The sequence below is a fragment of the Parafilimonas sp. genome (assembly GCF_051953455.1).
GTDB lineage: Bacteria > Bacteroidota > Bacteroidia > Chitinophagales > Chitinophagaceae > Parafilimonas.
The window spans coordinates 1-16,912 of the sequence record NZ_JBQCIT010000013.1; the positions used below are offsets into that span (position 1 = coordinate 1).

At 40.4% G+C, this 16,912-nt stretch carries 15 protein-coding genes; 9 read left to right on the forward strand and 6 right to left on the reverse strand.

Annotated features, from left to right (window positions below):
* On the forward strand, positions 1–976 hold a 976-nt coding region (locus ACTHN6_RS04615), incomplete at its 5' end, for a MopE-related protein (RefSeq protein ID WP_440434547.1).
* A gap of 153 nt (positions 977–1,129) precedes the next feature.
* Here ACTHN6_RS04615 and infC read toward each other — a convergent pair.
* The 3 genes from infC to ACTHN6_RS04630 all read right to left on the reverse strand — a co-directional run bounded on the left by infC (position 1,130) and on the right by ACTHN6_RS04630 (position 5,469).
* Positions 1,130–1,699 (reverse strand): translation initiation factor IF-3, encoded by a 570-nt coding sequence (gene infC / locus ACTHN6_RS04620; protein ID WP_440434548.1) that lies wholly within the window; start codon positions 1,697–1,699, stop codon positions 1,130–1,132.
* A 68-nt stretch (positions 1,700–1,767) separates the two neighbouring features.
* A complete protein-coding gene (gene thrS, locus ACTHN6_RS04625; protein WP_440434549.1) occupies positions 1,768–3,699 on the reverse strand; it encodes a threonine--tRNA ligase in 1,932 nt (643 codons plus the stop codon).
* Between the two features lie 219 nt (positions 3,700–3,918).
* Positions 3,919–5,469 (reverse strand): S10 family peptidase, encoded by a 1,551-nt coding sequence (locus tag ACTHN6_RS04630; RefSeq protein ID WP_440434550.1) that lies wholly within the window; start codon positions 5,467–5,469, stop codon positions 3,919–3,921.
* 187 nt (positions 5,470–5,656) lie between these two features.
* Here ACTHN6_RS04630 and paaZ point away from each other — a divergent pair, with 187 nt between their 5' ends.
* Together paaZ and ACTHN6_RS04640 are read left to right on the forward strand one after the other, a co-directional pair.
* The gene (gene paaZ / locus ACTHN6_RS04635; RefSeq protein ID WP_440434551.1) at positions 5,657–7,711 is read left to right on the forward strand and encodes a phenylacetic acid degradation bifunctional protein PaaZ; all 2,055 of its coding nucleotides are present in this window, start codon (positions 5,657–5,659) and stop codon (positions 7,709–7,711) included.
* Positions 7,712–7,801: 90 nt separating this feature from the next.
* Positions 7,802–8,464 (forward strand): GDSL-type esterase/lipase family protein, encoded by a 663-nt coding sequence (locus ACTHN6_RS04640; RefSeq protein WP_440434552.1) that lies wholly within the window; start codon positions 7,802–7,804, stop codon positions 8,462–8,464.
* 59 nt (positions 8,465–8,523) lie between these two features.
* Here the strand turns inward: ACTHN6_RS04640 and ACTHN6_RS04645 are convergent, their stop codons facing one another.
* Positions 8,524–9,711, reverse strand: a complete 1,188-nt coding sequence (locus ACTHN6_RS04645) for a dipeptidase (RefSeq protein ID WP_440434553.1) — start codon at positions 9,709–9,711, stop codon at positions 8,524–8,526.
* 156 nt (positions 9,712–9,867) lie between these two features.
* On the opposite strand from ACTHN6_RS04645, the gene ACTHN6_RS04650 reads away from it, so the two are divergent.
* From ACTHN6_RS04650 to ACTHN6_RS04675, 6 genes are all read left to right on the forward strand, one after another.
* Positions 9,868–10,479 (forward strand): TetR family transcriptional regulator, encoded by a 612-nt coding sequence (locus tag ACTHN6_RS04650; RefSeq protein ID WP_440434554.1) that lies wholly within the window; start codon positions 9,868–9,870, stop codon positions 10,477–10,479.
* 19 nt (positions 10,480–10,498) lie between these two features.
* The gene (locus tag ACTHN6_RS04655) at positions 10,499–11,440 is read left to right on the forward strand and encodes an HlyD family secretion protein (RefSeq protein WP_440434555.1); all 942 of its coding nucleotides are present in this window, start codon (positions 10,499–10,501) and stop codon (positions 11,438–11,440) included.
* Positions 11,441–11,510: 70 nt separating this feature from the next.
* Positions 11,511–12,425 (forward strand): ABC transporter ATP-binding protein, encoded by a 915-nt coding sequence (locus ACTHN6_RS04660; protein ID WP_440434556.1) that lies wholly within the window; start codon positions 11,511–11,513, stop codon positions 12,423–12,425.
* A 1-nt stretch (position 12,426) separates the two neighbouring features.
* Positions 12,427–13,173: an ABC transporter ATP-binding protein gene (locus ACTHN6_RS04665; protein ID WP_440434557.1), complete on the forward strand. Its 747-nt coding sequence runs from the start codon at positions 12,427–12,429 to the stop codon at positions 13,171–13,173.
* Between the two features lie 72 nt (positions 13,174–13,245).
* Positions 13,246–14,352, forward strand: a complete 1,107-nt coding sequence (locus ACTHN6_RS04670; protein ID WP_440434558.1) for an ABC transporter permease — start codon at positions 13,246–13,248, stop codon at positions 14,350–14,352.
* Positions 14,353–14,397: 45 nt separating this feature from the next.
* Positions 14,398–15,516 (forward strand): ABC transporter permease, encoded by a 1,119-nt coding sequence (locus ACTHN6_RS04675; RefSeq protein WP_440434559.1) that lies wholly within the window; start codon positions 14,398–14,400, stop codon positions 15,514–15,516.
* Here ACTHN6_RS04675 and ACTHN6_RS04680 read toward each other — a convergent pair whose 3' ends face one another.
* Together ACTHN6_RS04680 and ACTHN6_RS04685 are read right to left on the reverse strand one after the other, a co-directional pair.
* Positions 15,517–16,326 carry a universal stress protein gene (locus tag ACTHN6_RS04680; protein WP_440434560.1) on the reverse strand — a complete coding sequence of 270 codons (810 nt, stop codon included), beginning with the start codon at positions 16,324–16,326 and terminating at the stop codon, positions 15,517–15,519.
* Between the two features lie 172 nt (positions 16,327–16,498).
* Positions 16,499–16,879 (reverse strand): hypothetical protein, encoded by a 381-nt coding sequence (locus tag ACTHN6_RS04685; protein ID WP_440434561.1) that lies wholly within the window; start codon positions 16,877–16,879, stop codon positions 16,499–16,501.
* Positions 16,880–16,912: the final 33 nt, after the last annotated feature.

Sequence of the window (16,912 nt, forward strand, 5' to 3'; positions counted from 1 at the left end):
AGGTTATGTTGCTGATAATACTGATTGTAGTGATGCCGACAACACCATCTATCCAAACGCGCCTGAACTCTGTGATGGTAAGGATAATGACTGTGATGGCTTAACGGATGAAGATGGCGGTGTTACCTGGTATAAAGATGCTGACGGTGATGGTTACGGCGATGCTTCCATTTCTCAAAAAGCATGTGCACAGCCAACAGGTTATGTTGCTGATAATACAGATTGTAATGACAACGACGCTGATGTTTATCCGGGCGCAACTGAAATTGCCGATGGTAAAGACAACAATTGTAATGGGGAAATTGATGAAGGCACAGACACGGGCAACAATGTTAGCGTTTCTGTTTATGATATGATTCAGCAAGAGCCGGATTTAAAAAATGCCAATATGCCATTCCTTGTAAGGCTGGGCAAACCTTCAGATCGTGAAGTAAGGGTTGATTATACAACGCAGGATAATTCTGCTAAAGCTGGTTCAGATTACATAGCACAAAACGGTACCGTAGTATTTGCCCCGGGAGAAAGGGTTAAACGCATTGTTATATCCATTAAAGGCGATGCTGTAAAGGAAAAAACCGAAAAATTCAACCTGGTGCTAAGCAACCCGCTTAACGCTGACCTAGGCAGAAAAACAGCATCAGGGTTCATTATGGACAATGATGATAAAAAAGTACAGGTTATCGCCGATGATCGGTCAGCGAGCATAGCCCCATCAATTGAAAAAGGATTGAAAATTTCACCCAACCCGGCATCAGGAAAAGCGAATATTTCCCTTGCCGGCTACAGCGGGGCTGTAACCATACTCGTAAGCAATATGCAGGGCAAAATGCTTTTACAGAAGAAGGTACAGCTATATTCATCCAAACTGGCTTTCGAACTACTGGATGTTTCCATGTATGCCAGCGGAATATATGTGGTAACAGTTATTGATGAAAAAGGAAACAGGCAAAGCGCACAACTGGTTGTTCAGAAATAGCCTGTTTTACAACACACTCACTGCTTTGTTATATAAAACCCGCCATTGCCGGCGGGTTTTATTTTTTGCCAACGCCACATTAACCTTCAGGTAAATACAATAAAAAATCGTACAGCATGCTTTCCATACTGCACGATCTAATTTATGTAAGTGCTATACTTTTTTCTTTACCGGTTTAGGCGCAAATATCACCAGCATTCTCTTGCCTTCCATTTTAGGCATACCCTCCAGCACACCCACTTCACCAAGACGTTCTGCAAACTTCAGCAACAACAATTCACCGCGTTCTTTAAACATAATGGCGCGGCCCTTAAACTGCACGTAAGCTTTTACTTTATTGCCTTCTTTCAAAAACTTTTCGGCATGCTTTGTTTTAAATTCAAAGTCGTGATCATCAGTGCCGGGCGTAAAGCGTATTTCTTTTACTTCGCTTTGTTTGGCATTCGCCTTCATTTCTTTTTCCTTACGCTTTTTCTCGTAAAGAAATTTCTTGTAGTCGATTACTTTACAAACGGGTGGGTCGGCGTTTGGTGAAATTTCAACCAGGTCAAGCTCCTGCTGCTGCGCTATACGCAACGCTTCCTGTGTAGGGTAAATACCCACAGTTACATTGTCTCCTACCAAGCGCACCTGCGGTACCCGGATTCTTTCGTTTATACGATGTTCAGGCTCCGGTTGCCTGTTAAAACGAGGATTAAATCTTCCTCTCTGAGGTAAAGCCATTCAAATTTGTTTCGTGAATAATTAAAATTAAATTTTAATGAATGAAAAATATATCCTGTAAAAATAAACTATCCTTTTCTTTCTGCAATCTCTTCTTTCAGCAAATTAATAAATTCTTCAATCGTTTGCGGCTCAGGCTCTGTCTTGTTATTTTTCCGGATCGCCAGTTTTCTTTCCGTTGTTTCCCTTTCACCAATAACCAGCATATACGGCACTTTGGCCATTTCCGCATCCCGGATTTTTTTGCCAATTTTTTCACTGCGCTCATCCGTCTCAACCCTTATGCCAGCTTTCATTAACTGCGTAAAAACTTCTTTTGAATAGGGAAGAAATTTATCGCTGATAGGTAAAATCTTTACCTGTACGGGCGACAGCCATAATGGCAACCTTCCGGCATAATGCTCTAATAAAAACCCGATAAAACGTTCATGCGTGCCCAGCGGCGCCCGGTGAATGATGAGCGGGATATCTGAAGTATTGTCTGGTTTTGTATAAGAAAGATTAAAGCTTCTTGGCTGCGAAAAATCTACCTGGTTGGTGGCCAGCGTAAATTCGCGGCCAATTACACTGTAAATCTGTACATCAATTTTTGGCCCGTAAAAAGCCGCTTCATCGGCCACTTCCACAAACGGAATTCCTGATTCCACCAAAACATTACGCACCATTTCTTCTGTTTCCAGCCAAAGTTCCGGCTGATTTACATATTTAATCCCAAGCTTTTCTTTGGAGTGAAGCGATAAGCGCATGACATATTTCTCAATACCAAAAATTTTGAAATACTTCAGGTACATATCATTCACAGCGCGAAATTCATCTGCAAACTGTTCCTTGGTGCAATAAATATGTGCATCGTTCATGTGCAGGCAACGAACACGCATCAACCCGAATAATTCACCGCTTTGTTCATAGCGGTAAACCGTACCGTATTCTGCAATGCGGTAGGGTAAATCGCGGTAGCTCTTTGGTTCTGCCGCATAAATTTTATGGTGATGCGGACAGTTCATGGATTTCAGGTAATACTTCTCTCCTTCCATTTCCATGGGCGGATACATGCTGTCGGCATAATACGGCAGATGCCCGCTGGTGAGGTACATACTTTCTTTGGCAATATGCGGTGTAACCACGCGCTTATACCCTGCGGCTGCTTCTGTTTCCTTTGCCAGTTTTTCCAGTTCTTCAATAATAACAGTACCATTGGGCATCCACATAATCAGGCCCGGGCCCACATCATCGTCCATCGTATAAATACCAAGCTCTTTGCCCAATTTGCGGTGGTCGCGTTTCTTGGCTTCCTCCACCATGGCCAAATATTCATCCAGTTCTTTTTGAGAAGGAAATGATATACCATATAAACGGGTAAGCTGTTTATTTTTTTCATCGCCTTTCCAGTAAGCGCCGGCAATATTGGTAAGCTTGATGGCTTTTATAAAGCCGGTGGAAGGAATATGCGGGCCGCGGCACAAGTCAGTGAAATTACCCTGCGTATAAAAAGTAATATTGCCATCTTCCAGGTTTTGCAGCAGGTCCAATTTATATTCATCACCTTTTTCAGTGAAGTATTCAACGGCTTCTGCTTTCGGCGTTTCTTTCCTGATGTATGGATTATTCTGCTTTGCCAGTTCATTCATTTTCTTTTCCAGCACACGCAAATCTTCTTCGGTAATCTTCTTATCGCCCAAATCCATATCATAATAAAAACCGTTATCCACCGGCGGTCCAACCCAGAATTTTACGCCCGGGAACATACTTTCTACGGCTTCTGCCATTAAGTGCGCCGTAGAATGCCAAAAGGTAGATTTGCCTTCCGGGTCTTCCCATTTCAATAATTTCACGGTCGCATCTTCTGTTATAGGCCGCGTTGCATCCCAGGTTTTGCCGTTTACATTAGCTGCAATTATCTTTCTTGCTAAACCTTCGCTTATCGACTTTGCTATATCCAACGGCGATACGCCGCTTTCATATTGTCTTACAGCGCCATCCGGGAACGTAATATTTATCATAAATTAAAAAAGTAAAAAATCAAAAGTATAAATCCAAAACGGGTTGCAAAATTAGTGAATGATAAGGAAGCATTAAAGTTTTGGTTGATTTCAGTAAAAAGGCTTTGAAAATAATATTTTTCAAAGCCTTTAAGTATGATCATTTCTGCTTTGCTTTTAATGTTAAATGAACGCGCTCACAGGTCGTCCCGCAAAAGTGAGAAACGGCATTGTAAACAATTAGTGAGTGGAATTGATAAACTTTGCCACATTATCATGCAACAACTTCAACGACTCAGGATGCAGGTAAACCATGTGGCCTGACTGGTATTTTGCATACTGAATATTTTTTTGCAATGCAGCGGGAATAGGCAAATGCTGCATTTCGTAAATACCTTCAAAATAAGGTGTGCCCAAATCAAAATAACCCATATTCAGCATTACTTTCATATCCGGGTTATAGATCATTGCCTCCGCCAGGTCGTTCATAACATTCGGGAAACCAACATAACCGCGGCGCTTAAAATCCCAGGGTTGCACATTGCCATAGGTTTTATAATTCATACCAATACCATACTTTAAAGTAGTGCGCACATAGTTATTAAAAGTGGCGGTAAAAGCGCCGTCTATATACGAATCCATCGGGTCATATTGCGCATATTCACTTAAAGGATCGATGGCAGCACCGGAAAAACGGGAATCCAGGCGGCCCGTAATTTTACTCGAATCACCTAACAATGTTTGTTCAAACTGCGGCCCGATAATTCTCAGGTTGGCTTTTTTAATGTAATCGACCGGCAAACCTGTGTATTGATGCAGTTTTTCGGCCACCTGGTTAAACTGCGCAGCATCAAGTCCGGCGCCTTTATTCAAGGCTACGGCATAATCGGTGAGTGCAAAATTTTCAACCTCAGCCAAAAAAGCTTCAAGACTAGCCGACTGATTCGGCAGTTTATGATGATACCAGGCAGTAGCCGCAAAAGAAGGTAACACCAGTTCAAACGGCAAGCCATCGCCCGGGTTTTCCTGTGTCATTTCCGTCATATTTCCATACGTTAACAATTGCGATAACAGGATGATGCCATTCAGGGCAACTCCTTTATCAGAACCGAGAATATTGGCCACCACAGCAGAACGGAAAGTGCCATAACTTTCGCCAAACAAATATTTAGGCGAATTCCAGCGGTTATAATCCGATAAGAATTTTGTAATGAAGGAAGCAAATGCCTGCCCGTCCTGGTCAATACCAAAAAAATCTTTGCCATTGCCGGCGCCGCCTAAATCTTTGGTAATCACCTGGCCAAAACCCGTTCCCGGCGCATCAATAAAAACCAGGTCACTGGCATCTAATAAACTATAATCATTATTTACCGTTTTGTACGGTGCTTTTGTTCTTGCCGTATCAGCAATGTACACTCGCTGCGGGCCCCAGGCGCCCATGTGCAGCCAGATGGTAGAACTACCGGGGCCACCGTTGTAAATAAAAGTAAGCGGCCGCTGTGCCGGATCATCATCTTTTTTAAAATAGGCTGTGTACGACATGCTGATGATAGGTGTATCCTGCGCATTTTTAAACACCAGGCTGCCTGCAACCGCCTCATAATTGATGGCTTTGCCCTCAACCGTAACACTGCCATAGGTAATGGAGCGCTGCTGCTTTTTATAGTTCACCACGGCACTGTCGAGCGAATTATCAATACGGGCAGTAGGCAACATTTCTTTTTTTTGCTGCGCCAAAGCGGTAAAATGTAAAGCCAATGCCAACGAACAGATAAAGAAAAATTTTTTCATTTTGATTGCGTGAATTTGAATGTATACTAAAAACTGCAGCAGCATTAAGGTTAGCGCAATATAAGAAAATTGCACCAGCACCATCGCTTGCTTTAATTAATGGAAGACAAGTGCATCACGGCAATGCTTCGTTTTTTATAGTTTGTATACAACTATCAGTCGTTAGTTTTGCCAAACAAATTGCTATATGAATAAACTTGGAAATTTGGTTAGAAATGAATGGATCACCGGTGATGGTGATGGCCAGTTTTTATACAATGCGGTAACAGGAGAACCGGTTGCAGCTGCCACAACCAATGGCCTGGATTTTAAAGCCATGGTTGATTATGCACACAGCGTGGGCAATCCAAATTTACGCAGGCTTACTTTTCACGAACGCGGCAGAATGTTGCGGGCACTGGCTTTATACCTGCGCAATCATCTTGATACATTCTATGCGCTTTCCTATAAAACCGGTGCTACCAAAGCCGATAGCTGGATTGATATTGAAGGTGGCATTGGCAACCTGTTTGCTTATGCTTCCCTGCGCCGGAAATTTCCAGATGAAACGTTTGCAGTTGATGGCGAAGGAATCAGCCTCAGCAAACAAAATACTTTTATGGGGCATCATATGTTGGTACCAAAAGAAGGTGTTGCCATTCATATCAATGCTTTCAATTTCCCGGTGTGGGGCATGCTGGAAAAATGCGCGGTAAACTGGCTCGCCGGTGTGCCGGCTATTGTAAAACCGGCAACGGTTACGAGTTATTTAACCGAAGCCGTTGTGAAAGCAATTATCGCTTCGGGCATTTTACCAAAAGGCGCGTTGCAATTGATATGCGGCAGCGTTGGCGATTTATTGGATCATGTAACAGCGCAGGATGTGATAACTTTTACCGGCTCCAAATCAACCGCCTTGCAACTAAAAAAGCACGACAGGATTTTGCAGGAATCGGTACCGTTTAATATGGAAGCCGACAGTTTGAATTGCATTGTTTTGGGTGATGATGTAAGCCCTGCCGATGCCGAATGGGATATTTTTATTAAAGAAATAAGAAAAGAAATGACGGTGAAAGCCGGGCAAAAATGTACCGCCATAAGAAGAATATTCGTACCGGAAAATAAGATGGAAGATGTGTGGAAAGCTTTATCAAAATCTCTATCGCAAACCGTTATTGGCAACCCCTTAAATGATAAAGTGAGAATGGGCGCGCTGGCCGGGCAATCGCAGCGCAATGAAGTAAAACAGCAGGTGCAAAAATTACTGGCATCAACACAAATTGTATATGGCGCATTAGATAGTGTTGAAGTGATGGATGCCGATGCCAATAAGGGCGCATTCATTTCACCCATATTATTATTGAATGAAAAACCCTTTACATCAACGGCAGTGCATGAAGTGGAAGCGTTTGGGCCGGTAAGCACCATTATGCCTTATACAAATATGGAAGAAGCGATTGCTTTAAGCAAGCTGGGTAAAGGATCTTTGTGTTCTTCTATCGTTACAGCAAACGATAGAATTGCAAAGCAATATGTGTTAGGTGCAGGCACACATCACGGCAGAATTTTAATATTGAATAAAGCGTGTGCCAAAGAAAGTACCGGCCACGGTTCGCCGTTGCCAATGTTGGTTCATGGCGGTCCGGGCAGGGCTGGCGGCGGCGAAGAAATGGGCGGCATTCGTGGCGTACAACATTACATGCAAAGAGTGGCTATACAAGGCTCGCCAACAAGTATCACTAATATTACAAACGTTTATCAGCAATATGCAAAGGGTATTGAAAATGCTATTCATCCATTCAAAAAATATTTTGAGGAACTGCAAATTGGTGAACAAATCATTACTTCAAAAAGAATAATCACAAGTGAAGACATTGATAAGTTTGCCGATATAAGCGGCGATCATTTTTATGCGCATCTAACCCATACAGATTTTACAGGTACCATGTTTGAACAGCAGGTGGCCCATGGCTACTTCATTATGAGTATTGCTGCAGGTTTGTTTGTGTACAGTTATGAAAAAAATCCAGTGTTATTAAATTATGGTATTGATGAGTTGCGTTTTACGAAACCTGTTTATCCGGGCACAGAGATATATGTGCGATTTACCTGCAAGGAAAAAATTCCGCAGGAACAAAGAGAACCAACCGATCTACCACGCGGCATTGCAAAATGGCTGGTTGAAATATTGGATGATAGTAATGAACAGGTGGGCATCGCCACCATATTAACCATGGTGGCAAAAAAACCTGGCCATAATTAAAATTTATATTTTAACAGTAACTGTTTTATTCTTTACAGGATTTTTTATGGCAGCATTTATCTTTGAAACAATAAATCAAATTATTAAAGCATGAAACGTATTGCCTGTTACCTTTTTATTTTTTGCTTTGTTTTATCTGTGAGCCTGCATGCACAGCAACCGCCCTTTTACAACGATATTCAGCAATTTAAAATGCAGGACAGCATTAACCCGCCGCCTCAACATCCGATACTATTTATTGGCAGCTCTTCTTTTACAAAATGGACAGACATACAATCCTATTTTCCCGGTTATACTATTTTAAACCGTGGCTTTGGCGGATCATCTTTACCTGATCTTATCCGCTATGCCAACGATATCATCTTTCCTTATCAGCCAAAAGAAATAGTTATTTATTGTGGTGAGAATGATTTTGCCGTAAAGGATTATGTTTCTCCGGATATGGTATTTGAACGTTTTAAAACTTTATATGCAATCATCCGTTCCAAACTGGCAAATGTGCCGGTTGTTTTTATCTCCATTAAGCCAAGCCCCAGCCGGAGAAAATACTGGCCGCAAATGACGGAAGCCAATAAGATGATCAAAGATTTTATTGGCACACAGCAGCATGCTTCTTTTATTGATGTATATCAACCTATGCTGAACGAGAATAAAGATACAAGGCTTGAAATATTTTTAAGCGACAGCCTGCACATGAATGCAAATGGTTATGTAATATGGCAAAAAGCTATACAACCATATTTAGTGAAATAATCACATAAAAATGGCGGAAGGTTAGTTCTTCCGCCATTTAATCATTAACAGGTGAAAAGTTATTGTACTTCATTAGCTTTCAATACCCTTATAAAATTTCCGCCTAATATTTTTTCGATATCTGTTTTATTGTAACCCCGTTCCAGCAAAGCTTTTGTAATTAAAGGGTAAGCAGTAATATCATCCATATGCTGCGGCGGAAAACTGATACCATCGAAATCGCTGCCCATACCTACATAGTCAACACCAACGAGTTTAACTATATGATCAAGATGATCGAGTATTAAATGAAATGGCGCACGCAAATCACGCACTTCATCTGCATATTTTATAAACAATGCATTTTCGGCAAAAAATTCATTCTTGCCGGTTTTCACCAAAGAATCTTTTTCCGCGGCATGACGCGCTTCGAATGCTTTTTCTTTCCTATCAAATCCGCTGTCTAAAAACCCGGAATAAAAATTCAATTGTATAACGCCGCCATTCTTTGCAATAGCTTTTATCTGGTCATCTTTCAGGTTTCGCGGAACGGGACAAACAGCGTACGCATCACTATGCGAAGCAATAACGGGCTTTGTGGTAGTATTGATTACATCCCAAAAAGTTTTCTCACCAACATGGCTTACATCTACCATCATGCCTATTTTATTCATATGCTGCACGAGTTGTTTGCCAAAATCTGTTAGCCCCATTTTACGCTGCGATTGAGCGGAATCGGTTTCAAATTTGGCGCTCGTAGCCCATTCATTATTATTATTCCAGGTTAGCGTTAAATAACGGGTGCCACGTGCATATAAATTATCAAGGTTGCTTAAACTGTTTTCAATCATGTGGCCGCCTTCCACGCCAATCATAGCAGCCAGTTTATGTTGCTTTACGGCCTGCATTAATTCAGTTGAATTAGTTACAAGCATCATCTTTTCCGGGTTGCGTTTAACCCATGCATACAGCGTGTCAATTTCCCGGTTGGCAAAACTATATGGGTTTACCTGCGTGCCATCGCACCAGATGCTGAATACCTGCACATCCACGCCGGCTTTAAACATGCGGTTTAAATCGCTGTGTGTTTTGCCGGTAAGGTCCTGGTCGAAACTATAACCTTTTTCAAGACAGGTGCTGATAACATCGTTATGCGTATCGCAAAGTATTGCTTTAAAATGCAGTTTTTTATCATCCTGGGCATACACGTTTAAAAAAGCAAGAAAGGCTGCAGCGGCTAAAAAAGATTGTTTCACTTTATTTTTCATGCGCTTAAATTAAAGGTTTTTATCATTCCGGCTTAAGGTTTAATTTTTTAGGGCAATTTTTACCATGGACACACAGGTTTTAATGCATCCTATTACAATAATCCTGTATGCAAATTATAAAAGTATTTATATTTGTTAACCATTTGGTTAAATCATATGGTTAAAATCAAAGACCTTTCCACAGAACAAAAGATCCTTGAAGCAGCCAGGCAGGTTTTTTTTGATAAAGGCATGCACGGCGCCAGGATGCAGGATATTGCCGATAAGGCCGGCATTAATAAAGCCATGCTGCATTATTATTTCCGAAGCAAGGATAAATTATTTGAAACCATTTTTACGGATGCTTCGAATCACTTTTTTCCTATGCTGAATGCCATTATTGAATCGGACAAAACCGTGTTTGAAAAAATAGAAGTATTATGTATTGAATATATAAACCAGGTAGGTAAAATGCCGTATCTCCCTGTTTTTATATTAAGCGAAGCCAGCCGCCAGCAGCAAGTATTTCTAAAAAAATTATGGACCAGGCAGAAGCTGCCTTTAAAATCTTTTACCGGCATGATTGAAACTGCCGTCAGGGAAAAAAAAATAAAACCTGTCGATCCCTTGCAATTACTCATGAATATCTTATCATTATGCATATTTCCTTTTGCGGCACAGCCAATCTTTCAGCATGCGGCAGGCATTAGCAGAAAAGAGTATGAGACTATGATTGAAGAAAGGAAAAAAACAATTCCCAGGCTTATTATTCAATCTATCAAAAAGTAAACAATAAAACAGCCCCTTTATGTTTGCAATAAAAGAATATACATGTATCGCAGCGCTTGCAACATTTTTTTTTGCCTGCAACAATAATGAAAATCAGTTTGATGCCTCCGGTACATTTGAAACAGATGAAGTAATTGTTTCAGCGCAGTTAGGCGGCCAGATACTTGCCTTTAACGTGCAGGAAGGCGATACTTTGCAGGAAGGCGCGGTTATAGGCAAAATAGATTCCTTAAATGTGTTGCTCCAAAGGCAACAGGTGCAGGCTTCCATTCAATCACTCCAGGAAAAAACGAGTGATGTGCAGCCCCAGGTAAAACTATTGGAAGACCAGCTTGCCGTTCAGCAAACACAATTAAACAATCTTTTAAAAGACCAGCAACGCTTTCAGAATATGCTGAAAGACGGTGCCGTTACGCAACGGCAAGTGGATGATATAAACACACAGGTGGATGCTGCTAAAAAACAAATGCAGGTTACACAGCAACAAATAAAAGTTCAGCTAACAAATACGGGCACACAAAACCGCAGCATATTAAGCGAAAAAGACCCGCTGCAAAAACAGGTGGCACAATTGAGTGAACAATTATCAAAAGCAAATATTGTTAACCCAATCAATGGAACGGTGCTTACTAAATATGCGGAGGCAGGTGAAGTAACATCGCCGGGTAAAGCCTTGTATAAAATTGCAGATATAAACTATCTCAATCTTCGTGCTTATATAACAGGTACACAACTTTCAACCGTAAAACTTAACCAGCCGGTTAAAGTTTATATTGACAGCGGCGCCAACCATTACCGTGAATATGCCGGAACAATTATATGGATATCTGATAAAGCTGAATTCACTCCAAAAACCATTCAAACAAAAGATGAAAGGGCCAATCTTGTATATGCCGTAAAAGTTAAGGTAAAAAATGACGGCTATTTAAAAATTGGAATGTATGGAGAGATAAAGCTATAAGCTATAAGCTGTTAGCTGCAAGCTATTAGCAATACTGCAGCCTGCACAAGCTTACATCAACACATAAAATATGCAATCAGTAATTGTACATAATCTTTCTAAAAATTACGGCAAGGAAAAAGAAATTAAGGCTGTAAAGGATATTTCATTCGATGTTTCGCCGGCAGAAATTTTTGGCATTATCGGGCCTGACGGCGCCGGCAAAACTTCATTGTTCCGCATGTTGACAACGCTGTTGCTGCCAGACAGCGGAAACGCTTCGGTGGACGGTTTGGATATCGTAAAAGATTTTAAAGCCATCCGCAAAAAAGTTGGATACATGCCCGGCCGGTTTTCCCTGTACCAGGATTTAAGCGTTGAAGAAAACCTGAATTTTTTCGCCACCATTTTCAATACAACTATTAAAAAGAATTACGACCTCATCAAAGACATATATATACAGATAGAACCTTTTAAAAAAAGAAAGGCAGGTAAACTTTCCGGAGGCATGAAACAGAAGCTCGCATTGAGTTGTGCACTGATTCACCGGCCGGTTATTTTATTTCTTGATGAACCAACAACAGGCGTTGATGCAGTTTCAAGAAAAGAATTCTGGGACATGCTGAAACGCCTGAAACAACAGGGCATTACAATACTTGTTTCAACGCCATATATGGATGAAGCCGGTTTATGCGACCGTATTACTTTAATGCAGCAGGGTAAACTGCTTTCAACAGGTACACCAACAGAAATAACAGGGTCATTTAAACAAACCATCCTGGGCATTAAAGCAACAAATATGTATAGCCTGCTGAAAGACCTGCATACATATGATGCAATTGAAGACGCATATGCTTTTGGCGAATATCATCATGCTGTAATGAAAGAAAATTTCAGCGAAAAAGCTTTGCAAAAATATCTTGAAGAAAAAGGAAACAAAGAACTCATTATACAGCAAATTAAACCAACCATTGAAGACAGCTTTTTGTACCTGATGAAAAATTAATATGGCAAACGATATCATCATACAAACAGAACAGCTCACCAAGCGTTTTGGCGATTTTATGGCTGTTGACCATATTTCATTTGACGTGCATAAAGGAGAAATCTTTGGTTTTCTCGGCGCTAACGGTGCAGGCAAAACCACGGCCATGCGCATGTTATGCGGTCTAAGCCTGCCAACATCGGGTAAAGCAACCATTGCAGGTTTTGATGTTTATAAAAAAACGGAAGCCATTAAACGCAGCATTGGTTATATGAGCCAGAAATTTTCTTTATATGAAGATTTAACAGTGAAAGAAAACATTCGTTTCTATGCCGGCATATATGGCATGAGCAATAAATATATAAAAGAAAAAACAGCGCTTTTGCTGCAGCAGTTGCATCTTGAGGACGAGGCTGATAAACTGGTTGGTTCATTACCGTTGGGATGGAAACAAAAGCTGGCATTTTCTGTGGCTATATTTCATGAGCCGCAAATAGTTTTTTTAGACGAACCAACCGGTGGTGTTGATCCTGTAACGCGCCGTGAATTCTGGAACCTTATTTACGATGCTTCGGCAAAAGGCATTACCGTTTTTGTAACAACACACTATATGGACGAAGCTGAATATTGTAACCGTGTTTCAATTATGGTGGACGGAAGAATTGATGCATTGGATACACCTGTTGCATTAAAAGAAAATTTTCATGCCACATCCATGAACGAAGTTTTTCTGCAACTGGCGAGGAAAGCCACAAGAAGTGACAGTTAAAACAATCAATATTCAAATGGTGCAAGCACTTGTAATTTAAAATCATAAAAATTTCCCTTCCGGGACAGGCGCATGAAACAATTGTTTTCATTCATAAAAAAAGAATTCTACCACATCTGGCGCGACAGGCGGACGATGTTCATCCTGCTTGGAATGCCGCTTGCTCAAATAATTATTTTCGGGTTTGCGTTAACCAACGAAGTAAAGAATGAATCTATTGCCATACTTGACCAGTCGAAAGATGCTGCAGCATCGCAGATTGTAAGTAAAATAAGCGCCAGCCGTTATTTTAATGTTACGGCCATACTGCACAATCCCGACGAAATAATAAGAACCTTTCAAACCAATACGGCAAGAATAGTGCTTGTGCTGCCTTCAACATTTGGTGAAGATTTAAGGCATATAAATAAAGCGCAGGTGCAATTAGTTACCGATGCATCAGACCCAAATATTGCAACCACTTTAATAAATTATGCAACGGCTATTATTACTGATTATCAGCAATCTTTAAATGCAACCGCAGCCATCCCCTACCAGATAAATGTGCAGTCCCGCCTGTTATACAATCCACAGTTAAAAGGCGCTTACAGTTTCGTACCCGGCGTAATGGCAATTGTGTTAATGCTTATCTGTACCATGATGACGGCCATAACCATTGTGCGGGAAAAGGAAACAGGCACCATGGAAGTGATGCTGGTATCGCCGGTGCAACCCATGAAGATTGTAGTGGCAAAAGCGATTCCTTATTTGCTTTTAACGGTTGTAAACATCACCAATATATTATTGTTAAGCGTGTTTGTATTGGATGTGCCCATAAACGGAAGCCTCGTGCTGTTAACTGGCGAAAGCATTTTATTTACCATAACCTGCTTATCGTTTGGGTTACTTATCTCATCCGTTACAGACTCGCAGCAAACCGCTATGATGATCTCAATGATGGGCCTGTTTTTGCCAACAGTTATGCTAAGCGGGTTTATGTTCCCCATTGAAAATATGCCGCTGGCTTTACGCATTGTTTCAAACGTTGTGCCTTCGAGATGGTATTATGAAATAGTGGTGGCTGTAATGATAAAAGGCCTGGGCATATCAAGTATTTTAAAACAAACATTAGTACTCAGCGGAATGACAGTATTATTATTATCGCTGGCGATAAAGAATTTTAAAATAAGGCTGGAATAAGCTGTGAGCCTATAGCGTTCATAGCTTGCAGCTAAAAGCTACTAAATGCGCACATTAAGATTTTTATTAGAGAAAGAATTCAGGCAGATATTCCGCGATAAAAGCATATTGCGTGTAATATTTATTATGCCTGCTGTTCAATTGCTGGTATTGCCCTGGGCTGCAGATTATGAAGTAAAGAATATAAACCTTGCAGTTGTTGATAATGACCGCAGCGATTATGCACAAAAGCTGGTTTCAAAAATTACAGCATCAGGTTATTTTAAACTTGATAAATACACAGCTTCTTATGCACAGGCTTTGCACGAGATTGAAAAAAATAATGCCGATATTATACTTGAAATCCCGGCTTCTTTTGAAAAAAATCTCATCAAAGAATCATCCTCAACTTTGTTTATGGCAGTAAATGCCGTAAATGGTACAAAGGCTGGGCTTGGCGCATCGTATTTGCAAACCATCATAAGAAATTTTAATGAAGATATACGAACAAAATGGGTGCAGGCGCCGCGTTTTAATACGCAACCGCAAATTGATGTAACTTATTCCAACTGGTTTAACCTGCACATGAACTATAAGTCTTTTATGGTGCCTGGTATTATTGTAATCCTCGTAACCATGGTAGGTTCTTTTATTGCCGCGGTAAATATTGTAAGAGAAAAAGAAATTGGCACAATTGAGCAGATAAATGTTACGCCCATAAAAAAATATCATTTCATATTAGGCAAGCTTATTCCTTTCTGGGTGCTTGGGCTGGTTATACTTACAACAGGATTAACCATTGCCTATCTTGCCTATGGCATCATACCCCTTGGAAGCATATTTGTAATTTATGTGTTTGCCGCCGTGTATCTGCTTGCTGTTTTAGGTTTAGGACTGCTGGTTTCAACCTTTTGCAATACCCAGCAACAGGCTATGTTAAGTGCGTTCTTTTTAATGATGATATTTGTAATGCTCAGCGGCTTATACACTTCCATTACAAGCATGCCCGTGTGGGCGCAATGGGTAACGAAGTTTAACCCGGTTACCTATTTTATTGAAGTGATGCGGTCGATAGTTTTAAAGGGCAGCACACTTGCAGACATCAGTAAAAACCTGCTTATTGTTTTTGGGTTTGCTGTTGTGCTGAATACATGGGCGGTGCTCAGCTACAGGAAACGTGCCTGATTAACGCAGCACCATTATTGGCATCCAGGGATGCAATATCATGCGTTTTGACTGGCTTACATGAAAGAGGTTTTCAAAAAAACCATATTCCTTCAATTGAAGAATTATAAGATCAATTTTAAATTCATCAGCAAAAGCTTCAATACCTTTTACAACATCGTCATGTTCTATGATATTAAAATCCGTTTTATTAACCATCAGGCCTGCGGGTAACAGCATAGTATTTGCAACATCTTCGCTATTAAAATTGCTGTCTTTACTTATATGTACCACATGCAAGGTTGCACCAAATGCCTCCTGCACATATTTTATCTGTTCGGCGGGAATGCTTTCCACATCTTTAAGATCACAGGCGTAAGCAATAGAAGTAATTTTACTCCAGGCTTTATGCTGTGGTATAATCATAACAGGGCTGCGCAGTTTTTTGGTAGTATTTAAACTCCTGCTATCCAGAAAAAAACGGTTCACCGTATTTAATTCATTGTGCGTGCCCATTACTACTGCAAATGGTGTTATAGCTTCACTTAGTTTATTCAGTTCCTTTTCTAACCGGCCAACAGACATAACCTTTTTTATTGAAAGTTTATTTGCAGTTCTTTTCAATAATTGCATCTCAAGCCCATCAAGTCTTTCATCTGTTTTTTCATCAATCAATGCATCAATTATGCCTGCTTCGCTATAAGCATATATATACTCATTCACATGCATAATTATTAATTGTGCATGTAAAGCCATTGCCATATCTGCAGCATAGTTAACTGCATTTACTGAAACTTCAGAAAAATCTGTAGGCGCTATAATCGTCTTCATGTTTGATAATTTTGTTTCTTACTTTCATATGTACACGTGCAAAATTATGTAAGAGTTAAAAAAGTCCTTACCCAAATTTGCAATATAATAATACAGTAACACACCTGGTAAAAACAAAAGAATACCAACTGTAGTTTTAAAACTGCAGGAACCAGGCAGGGATTTATTGCAATTAGTTTGATGAGTTGGCTGCAATATGCAAAGCGAAAGCCGCTATGGCTGTGTCTTTCAGAATATTGATTAGTGAAATTTGCCTGTATTCCATATTGCTGCCATTAAGAAAATTGGGAAGATGAATGGTAAGCACGAAAACAAACAGCAATACAGCAAGCAAATAGGCAGCAAGCTTTACCTTTTTATTGGTAATAAATGCTATAGCCGCAAGAATAAATGCTACCCCGGGAATATACACCCATAAATTTCCGACAGCAGGCAGGAAGGATGGCACATAGGTTATAAGATTTTGGGGCGAAACAAAATGGTAGATACCAAATACTGCCATTACCAAAGCCAATAAAATAATGGCAAAACGGGAGATTGTTTGTTCGTTCATGATGGCAAGTTTTAGAAATAGTAAGTTACGAAC